General features: G+C 68.4%; 6 protein-coding genes. 3 read left to right on the top strand and 3 right to left on the bottom strand.

Annotation, left to right across the window (positions count from 1 at the left end; genetic code table 11):
• The 3 genes from ACFVWG_RS03530 to ACFVWG_RS03520 form a co-directional block, all read right to left on the bottom strand.
• Positions 1 to 505, bottom strand: a 505-nt coding sequence (locus ACFVWG_RS03530) for a hypothetical protein (RefSeq protein ID WP_391541525.1), incomplete at its 3' end; no start/stop codon positions are given.
• A 334-nt stretch (positions 506 to 839) separates the two neighbouring features.
• Positions 840 to 1955 (bottom strand): Rv2578c family radical SAM protein, encoded by a 1116-nt coding sequence (locus ACFVWG_RS03525; RefSeq protein WP_391541524.1) that lies wholly within the window; start codon positions 1953 to 1955, stop codon positions 840 to 842.
• A 38-nt stretch (positions 1956 to 1993) separates the two neighbouring features.
• Positions 1994 to 2827: an NAD(P)H-binding protein gene (locus ACFVWG_RS03520; RefSeq protein ID WP_391541523.1), complete on the bottom strand. Its 834-nt coding sequence runs from the start codon at positions 2825 to 2827 to the stop codon at positions 1994 to 1996.
• A gap of 72 nt (positions 2828 to 2899) precedes the next feature.
• On the opposite strand from ACFVWG_RS03520, the gene ACFVWG_RS03515 reads away from it, so the two are divergent.
• Genes ACFVWG_RS03515 through ACFVWG_RS03505 form a run of 3 tightly spaced genes read left to right on the top strand, consistent with a single transcriptional unit; the run spans position 2900 to position 8132 of the window.
• Positions 2900 to 3655, top strand: coding sequence for a TetR/AcrR family transcriptional regulator (locus ACFVWG_RS03515; protein WP_391541522.1), 756 nt, complete (start codon positions 2900 to 2902; stop codon positions 3653 to 3655).
• A gap of 50 nt (positions 3656 to 3705) precedes the next feature.
• The gene (locus tag ACFVWG_RS03510; protein ID WP_391541521.1) at positions 3706 to 5475 is read left to right on the top strand and encodes an HSP90 family protein; all 1770 of its coding nucleotides are present in this window, start codon (positions 3706 to 3708) and stop codon (positions 5473 to 5475) included.
• A complete protein-coding gene (locus ACFVWG_RS03505; protein WP_391541520.1) occupies positions 5472 to 8132 on the top strand; it encodes a tetratricopeptide repeat protein in 2661 nt (886 codons plus the stop codon). Before ACFVWG_RS03510 ends, ACFVWG_RS03505 begins: the two co-directional genes overlap by 4 nt.
• The last annotated feature ends 37 nt before the right edge of the window (positions 8133 to 8169 follow it).

Here is an 8169-nt window from a genome sequence, read left to right as displayed (position 1 = left end):
CGCACAGCGTCGTCAGCGTGTCTTCGGACGTTAGCGCCGCACCCACCGCAACGTCCGAAAGACCGCACAGCGTCGTCAGCGTGTCTTCGGACGTTAGCGCCGCACCCACCGCAACGTCCGAAAGACCGCACAGCGTCGTCAGCGTGTCTTCGGACGTTAGCGCCGCACCCACCGCAACGTCCGAAAGACCGCACAGCGTCGTCAGCGTGTCTTCGGACGTTAGCGCCGCACCCACCGCAACGTCCGAAAGACCGCACAGCGTCGTCAGCGTGTCTTCGGACGTTAGCGCCGCACCCACCGCAACGTCCGAAAGACCGCACAGCGTCGTCAGCGTGTCTTCGGACGTTAGCGCCGCACCCACCGCAACGTCCGAAAGACCGCACAGCGTCGTCAGCGTGTCTTCGGACGTTGGCGGTTCCCGGATGATCGGTGCCGCTCCGAGCTCTCGCGGTAAAGCTCCCCAAACCGGTTCGGGGAGGATCCACCCCCCGAATCCGTCCTGCATCCACCCCAAATCGGTTTGGGGAGGAACCCACCCGGCCTCATCGCAAACGTTCGCTGCGCCTTTGTGGTCAGCTGCTGCCGCCGGGTGGCAGCGGATTACCACAAAGGCGCGCTCCCGCTCGTTGCAATGCGGCGGCGATCGCCCACCCCTGTACGCCGCCGGCCGAGCCGCCAACCGGGGGCGTGAACAGGAAGCGGTGGGCCACCACAGGTCATACCTTGTCCAAGCCCACCACACAGGGTGCGCACCCCCGGCAACGCGCGGGCGCGGGGCGCGCGGGTTGGTCGGGGGCTGGCGGGTCAGCGGGAGGCGTCTGAGCGCTGGACGGGCGGGGTCAGAACAGGGGGTCTTGGGCTGGGACTTGCTCGCGGCGGGGTGCGTGCTTCCGGGAGGGTGAGCGGAAGCGGGGGTGGCTGGCGGCGGGTTCGCCCCAGCCGGAGTCGGAGGTTGGGCCGGCGGCGTCGACAACGCCGTACGGGCTCGGGGTTGCGCGATGGCGGGAGCGGCGGCCGAAGCCGTGTTTGTCGAGGAGTGGACGCACCTTCTGCTCGAAGGCCGTGCGATAGCTGGGCGCGGCGTTGGAGCCGCGCGCATACAGCGACTCGTACCGCCCGACCAGCTCGGGGTGATCGTGCGCCAGCCATGACATGAACCAGTCCTTCACGCCCGGCCGGAGATGCAGGACAAGGGTGGTCACTCCGGTTGCGCCGGCGGCTGCGAGCTCACCAAAGAGGTGGTCGAGCTGGTCGGCCGAATCGGTCAACCACGGCAGGACCGGCGCGACCATCAACCCACACGGCAGCCCCGCCTCACTCACGGAGCGAATCAACTCCAGCCGACCCCGCACGGACGGTACGCCGGGTTCGAGCCGCCGCCGGAGCTCTTCGTCCCCGAGCGCCAGCGAAACCCCGATGCCGACCGGGACCTCCGTCGCCGCGCTCACCAAGAGGTCGAGATCGCGACGCAGCAGTGTCCCCTTGGTGAGCACCGACAACGGCGTACCGGATGAGGCGAGTGCGCTGATGATTCCCGGCATCAGCTGATAGCGGCCCTCAGCCCGTTGATAGGGATCGGTATTGGTGCCCAAGGCAACCTGTTCGCGACCCCAGGACGGTCGCGCCAGCTCGCGCCGCAGGACGTCGGCCACGTTCGTCTTCACGACGATCTGCCGGTCGAAGTCCAGGCCCTGATCGAGCTCGAGGTACATGTGCGTGGGCCGGGCGAAGCAGTACCGGCAGGCATGAGTACAGCCGCGATACGGATTGACCGTCCAGTCGAACGGCAGGCCGCCACCGGGCACCGAGTTCAGCGCCGACCGCGCGAGCACCTCATGGAACGTCACCCCGCGGAACTCCGGCGTCGTCACCGACCGCACCAGGCCCGCGATCGACCCCAGCCCCGGCAGCGCACCGGGAGCCTCCGCGTCGAGTTGCTGACCAGCCCATCTCATGCCAGACAGTCGAACACATGTTCGATCCCGAAATCAAGTCAGCGGAACGCCGCCACGTTCCGCTCGACCCATTCCCGGTACGTCGTCGGCGGCCGGCCGGTCAGTTCGGCGACCGTGCGCTCCGGCGTCATCGGATGCTCGGCCATCATCCGGAACCCGTCCAGCAACCACTGCGCGGTCTCGAGCCCGATCACCGGCGCCAACTGATCGAGATACTGCTGCGGCGTGAGCTCCTCGAACTTGACCTCCCGCCCCAGTGCCGCCGCAATGTGCGCAACCTCCTGCGGCTGTGTGATCCCCTCCGGCCCACTCATGACGAGCTTCTGTCCGGTGTAGGCCTCATCCAGCAACACCACTCGAGCCACCGCCGCGATGTCGACCAGATCGATCGGCGTCTGGACAGCCTCGGCGTACGGCGCTCGCACCACACCCTCAGCCTTGATCGACGGCGCCCAGTCGAGTGTGTTGGTCATGAACTGACCAGGCCGCAGGAAGGTCCACTCGAACCCCGCCTCCTCGATCGCCTTCTCCAGCCGGTAGTAGTGCCAGCTCGCCGGATCCCCCTGCGCCTCATAGTCCGCAGGCTCCCCCGAGAGCACGACAACCCGCCGTACGCCGGCCTCACGCGCGCACCGGACGAAGTCGTCCACGTACGCCGGGAGCGGCGCCAGGTAGACCGTGTCGACACCCCGGAGCGCAGCCGGCAGCGACTCCGGTCGCCCCAGATAGCCAACAGCGACCTCAACCTCCTCCGGAAGGGCCGCCCGGGCAGGCTTGTTCGTCAGCGCCCGCACCGGCGCCTCAGCAGCCACCAACTCGTCCACCAGGAGACGTCCGACGCTCGCCGTCGCACCAGTCACCAAGATCGTCATACCGATTCTCCTCACCTTGGACCAATTCCCGTAGGGTATACGAGAATTCGGATCAGCGCCTATGGTTGCCCTGTGACGCAGGCCGATCGCAACCTCGCGCTGCTCTGGCGCAACCACCGTCCGCTGGCTGCAGCGGCCAAGGGGGCCGGACGGCGCCCGTCGCTGGACGTGAACGAGGTGGTCGCCACCGGGATCCGGCTGGCCGACAGCGACGGTCTGAGCGCCGCATCCATGGGCGGCGTGGCCAAGGAGCTCGGTGTCGGCACCATGACGCTCTACACCTACGTCCCGTCGAAGGACGAGCTCCTGGAGCTCATGGTCGACCAGGTGCTCGGCGAGCGCGCGTTGCCCGGTCCCGGCGAACCCCGCCCCGACGACTGGCGCGCTCAGGTCGACCTGTACTCCGAGCGGACCCAGCTGATGTTCCGCCAGCACCCCTGGCTGTCGCAGGTCTCCCCCATCCGCCCACCGGCCGGACCAGGTCTGCTGGCCGGCCGCGAGTACCTGCTCGCTGTTGTGAGCACACTGAACCTCACACCGCACGAGACGAACACCGCCGCACTGGCGATCTCGACGTACGTCGACTCCGCGGCCAGTCTGCAGGCGGAGAGCCTGCTGATCGAGCGGGCCAGCGGCCAGAGCCATGACGCCTGGTGGACCGACCGCTCCGACCTGTGGGAGACCTACTTCGACGTCGAGCGGCACCCCACCATGACAGCGATCTGGAACGCGGGTGGCTTCACCGCGAGCCCCAACGATGTCGCTGCGGAGTCGTACGACTACGGCCTCAGCCGCCTCCTCGACGGCATCGCCCTGAAGACCAGGTGAGATCCGAACTGGTGATTGGGTAGGTTGGCGGCGGACAAGGGGGGTTTGGGGTGAGTGAGAACTTCCAGGTCGATCTCCAAGGCATCGTCGACCTGCTGAGCAACCATCTGTACAGCAGTCCGCGGGTGTACCTGCGGGAGCTGCTGCAGAACGCCGTCGACGCGATCACCGCGCGCCAGGCCGTCGATCCGGAGGCGCCGCGGCGCATCGACGTACTGACCTCGGACGGTGCCCTGAGCATCGCCGACACCGGCATCGGCCTGCTGCCGGACCAGGTGCGCGAGCTGCTGGCCACCATCGGCCGTAGCTCGAAGCGGGACGAGATCGGGTTCGCCCGGTCGGAGTTCCTCGGCCAGTTCGGTATCGGCCTACTGTCGGCCTTCATGGTCGCCGACGAGATCGACGTCGTCACCCAGCCGGCCGGTGGCCCCGCCACGCACTGGACCGGTACGGCGGACGGCCGCTACGAGCTCGCCGACGCAGCAGACCGCTCCGAGGCCGGTACGACGGTGACGCTGAAGGCCCGGCGTGGTGCCGAGCAGTGGTACAAACCCGCGACTGTTGTCGAGCTGATCCGCCTGTTCGGCGCACTGCTGCCGATCGAGATCCGCGTCAACGGTGAGCAGGTGACCGACGGCAAGGCGCCCTGGGAGAACACCGGAGCGATGCAGCGGGCCGAGTTGGTCGGCTATGCGCAGGACAAGCTCGGGTTCACGCCGTTCGACGTGATCCACCTGAACAATCCGGCCGCTGGACTCACCGGTGTGGCCTTCGTGCTGCCGTTCGCGGCGAACCCGGCCGAGCGTGCGACGCATCGCGTGTACCTGAAGCGGATGCTGCTCGCGGAGAACGTCGAGGGCCTGCTGCCCGATTGGGCCTTCTTCGTCCGCGCAGTCATCGACACCTCGGAGCTGCGCCCGACGGCCAGCCGGGAGGCGCTGTTCGACGACGGCGCCCTGGAGGCCACCCGGGACGCGCTCGGCGACCAGTTGCGTGGCTGGCTGGTCCGGCTCGGCAACACCGACCCGGGCAAGCTGGACCGGTTCCTCGGGATCCACCAGCTCGGCGTGAAGGCGCTCGCGCTGCACGACGACGAGATGCTCCAGCTGGTCCACCGCTGGCTGCGTTTCGAGACCAACCACGGCCGGATGACCACCGCCGAGTTGCAGCAGCGCACCAACCAGATCCGCTACGTCACCACGGTCGAGGAGTTCCGTCAGCTCGCAGCGGTCGCCGCAGCGCAGCAGATCACCGTGGTGAACGGCGGCTACACCTACGACAGCGAGCTACTCGCGAGGCTGCCGGAGGTGGTGCCCGGACTGAGCACGAGCCGGTTCGACCCGACCGAGCTGAGCACGAGCTTCGACAGTCTGGACCCGGACACCGAGCTGCGGCTACGGCCGTTCGTCCAGCTGGCACAGGACGCGCTCGACCCGGTCGGCTGCGAGGTCGTCGTCCGGGCCTTCGAGCCGGCCGGTCTGCCCGCGCTCTACCTGATCGACCGGTCCGCCCAGTTCGCGAGTGAGCTCCGCGCCACCAAGGACCGGGCCGACGCCCTGTGGTCCGAGGTGCTCGGTGCACTCAACACTCAGGACGACAGTCGTCCCCAGCTGGTCCTGAACTACCGCAGCCCGCTGGTACGGCGGATGGCGTCGCTCAACGATCCCGAGCTGACCCGACTGGCGGTGGAGGGGTTGTACGGGCACGCGTTGATGCTCGGCTACCACCCGATCACTCCCGCCGACTCCGCTCTTGTGAACCGCTCTTTCCTCGGTCTGCTCGACCAGGCCGTCCCCACGCCGGAGGACCAGACGCCATGAACTCGGAACTCATCGACCTGCTCCAGCGCGCGGAGAATGCGCCGTACGGGAAGGTCCGGTCGGCGCTGCTCGAGGACGTCGTACGGCGGGCCGACGCGGCCAGTGAACCGGAGCTGGCGTTCTACAGCCGTCTTTCACTCGTCACCGCCTACGTGATGGGCGGCGAGCCGCGGAAGTCGCTGGTGCCGTTCGCTCGTTGTGTGGCGGACTGGGACGTGGAGCCGGACAAGTATCGCGAGTACTCGCACCTGTTCCACTGGTGCTACAAGTACGCGCCCAGCACCCTCAGCAAGTTCCCCGAGGTGCCGCTGGACCGCGCCTACGCCGTACTGGACGACATGGAGCAGCGGTGGCGGCTCAGCGGGCACAGCATGCACGCCGTGCACCAGCACCGCTGGCTGGTCGCGCATCACATCGGTGACGAAGAGACTGCAGCCGAGCAGTTCCGTCTCTGGTCGACTGCACCACGTGACGACCTCTCCGACTGCGTCGGCTGCGATCCGACGTCGAAGGTGCACCACCTGAATTCAGTCGGCCGTACGGCGGACGCCGTGGCGCTGGCCGTGAACGTGTTGGACGGCCAGCTCACCTGCGCCGAGCAACCGCAGCAGATGCTCACCGCGCTCCTCCCGGCATATGTTGCCGAAGGCATGTACGACGAAGCTGTCGACGCGCACCGCAAGGCCTACCGGCTGCTGCGTAACCGGGTCGGTGAGCTGAGTGAGCACGCGGACCACGTCGAGTTCCTCGCCCGGACCGGTAACGAGCTCAAGGCGGTCGAGCTGATCGAGCGGCACGCGGCCGAGCTGGCCGACCCGCCCTCGCCGTTCGCGGAGATGGCGTTCTCAGCGTCCGCCTCGCTGGCGCTGAGCCGGGTGGACAGCGACCTGCAGATCCGGCAGCCCCAGGCTGACGCTGTGCCGGCCGGTCAACTCGCCGAGCAGTACGCAGCGCGTGCACTGGAGCTGGCGGCGCAGTTCGATGCCCGCAACGGCACTACGCATCGCAGCGAGCAGATCCAGCAGCTGCTGACGGCTGAGCCGTGGGTCGAGTACCTGCCGCTGTCTGAGACCGCCCGCCGCGCCCAGCTACGTAAGGAAGCGCAGAGCGAGCAGTCTGAGCAGGCGGCGGTGGAACAGCCCGTCGAGCTGCCGCCTGCGTCCGGGCGGGAGTGGCTCGACCGGGCCGAAGAGGCGTGGCGGAACTTCCAGGGCGCGGATGCCGCGGCGGCCTGGGAGGCGTTCGAGCGCGAGGTGCCGGAGAGCGAGCGGACTCCGCTCGACCGCGCCCGGCTGCTCGACGGTCACGGCCTGGCCGGTGCCGACGACCCGCAGGTGGCTCTGACCGCCTGGAGCGAGTCGCTGGCGCTCTATGACGAGATCGGCGACGAGGTCCGGAAGCTGCGCGCCCGAGCCCGCATCGGCCGGATGCTGTGTGAGCAGGGCCAGCTCGATGAGGGCCTGGCCACCGGCGAGGAGCCACTGCGCTGGCTGATCGCGAACGACGAGCCGGACCGCCGCGCGGCCTGGCGAGACTCGCTGGGCATCGTCTACGCCCAGGCTGGCCGTTTCACCGACGCCATCCAGGTCCTGACCGAGCCCGGGCAGGCTCACACCCGACCGGAGCATGCGGCGAGTACTGCGATCCTCCTGTCCAACCTGCTGATGCAGGAGGAGCGCTTCGAGGAGGCCGACGCCGCACTGGTCGTCGCCTTCGACTCACCGCATGACACCCAGCGCTCGTTCGCTCATCACCTGCGTGGACGCACCCGGCTCGAGCTGGAGCGCCCGGCCGAAGCGGCCGAGGATCTGATCGAGGCGGTCGCCCTCGCCACCGGCGTACCCGGTCTCGAAGCTCACGTCGCCTACTCGCAGCTGATGCTGGCCCGTTCCTACCTGCTGACCGGCCGTCCGCTGGAGGCCGCGGAGAGCGCCGAAGAATCCCTGTCTGTGCTGACCGATGACGCTCTGGCGGACGCTCGCGGCGTACTGATCGACTCCTACCGGATGCTCGGTGAGAACGAGTCAGCCCTGACCAAGGTCCGCGAACTGCTGACCGACGTCTCCCCCGACGCGCACCCGGCCTGGCTCGGCACTCTGCGCCAGGACGAGGGCATCCTGCTTGAACAGCTGGACCGCGACGACGAGGCAGTCGACATCTTCCTCGCTGCCGCCGAGTACTTCGGTGCGGCCGAGTCACCCCTGCAGCAGGTCCAGGCTGTCCGCCTGGCCGCCCAGTCCGCCCGCTACACCGGCGACAACGCCCGTGCGGCCGAGTTGGTCACGTCCGTCGGTCCGATCCTGGAGGCGCTGCCCTCAGCCGACCAGGACGTCATCTTCCAGACCGCAGGGGCGCACTGGGACCTGGCGCTGATCCACCTCCAGCAAGGTGACAGCGCCAACGCCGTTGCTCAGGCCGACGAGGCCGCTGACCTCTACGAACGCGGCGGCTTCGAGGACCAGTACCTGAACGCCCAGCTCCTGCTGGCCGAACACGGCACCGAGGACGAGAAGGCGCTCGAGGACCTGTTCAACTCCCTGCCCGCCAACTCCGACCTCTGGTACCGCACCGGTTACCTACTGGTCGACCGTCTCCGCACCACCAACAAGCAGGACGCTGCGACCGCGCTGGAGACCCGCCTCAACAGCGAGAGCTGATAGCCCGCGAGGTCAATGTCGCCAGCCGGCCGCTGGG

This window comes from Kribbella sp. NPDC058245 (genome assembly GCF_042882005.1).
GTDB lineage: Bacteria > Actinomycetota > Actinomycetes > Propionibacteriales > Kribbellaceae > Kribbella.
This window is presented reverse-complemented; position numbering and strand designations above follow the sequence as displayed.

Coding starts and splice junctions, on each gene's coding strand:
- ACFVWG_RS03520 (WP_391541523.1), bottom strand. CDS start 2,827: ATGACGATCTTGGTGACTGGTGCGACGGCGAGCGTCGGACGTCTCCTG.
- ACFVWG_RS03505 (WP_391541520.1), top strand. CDS start 5,472: ATGAACTCGGAACTCATCGACCTGCTCCAGCGCGCGGAGAATGCGCCG.
- ACFVWG_RS03525 (WP_391541524.1), bottom strand. CDS start 1,955: ATGAGATGGGCTGGTCAGCAACTCGACGCGGAGGCTCCCGGTGCGCTG.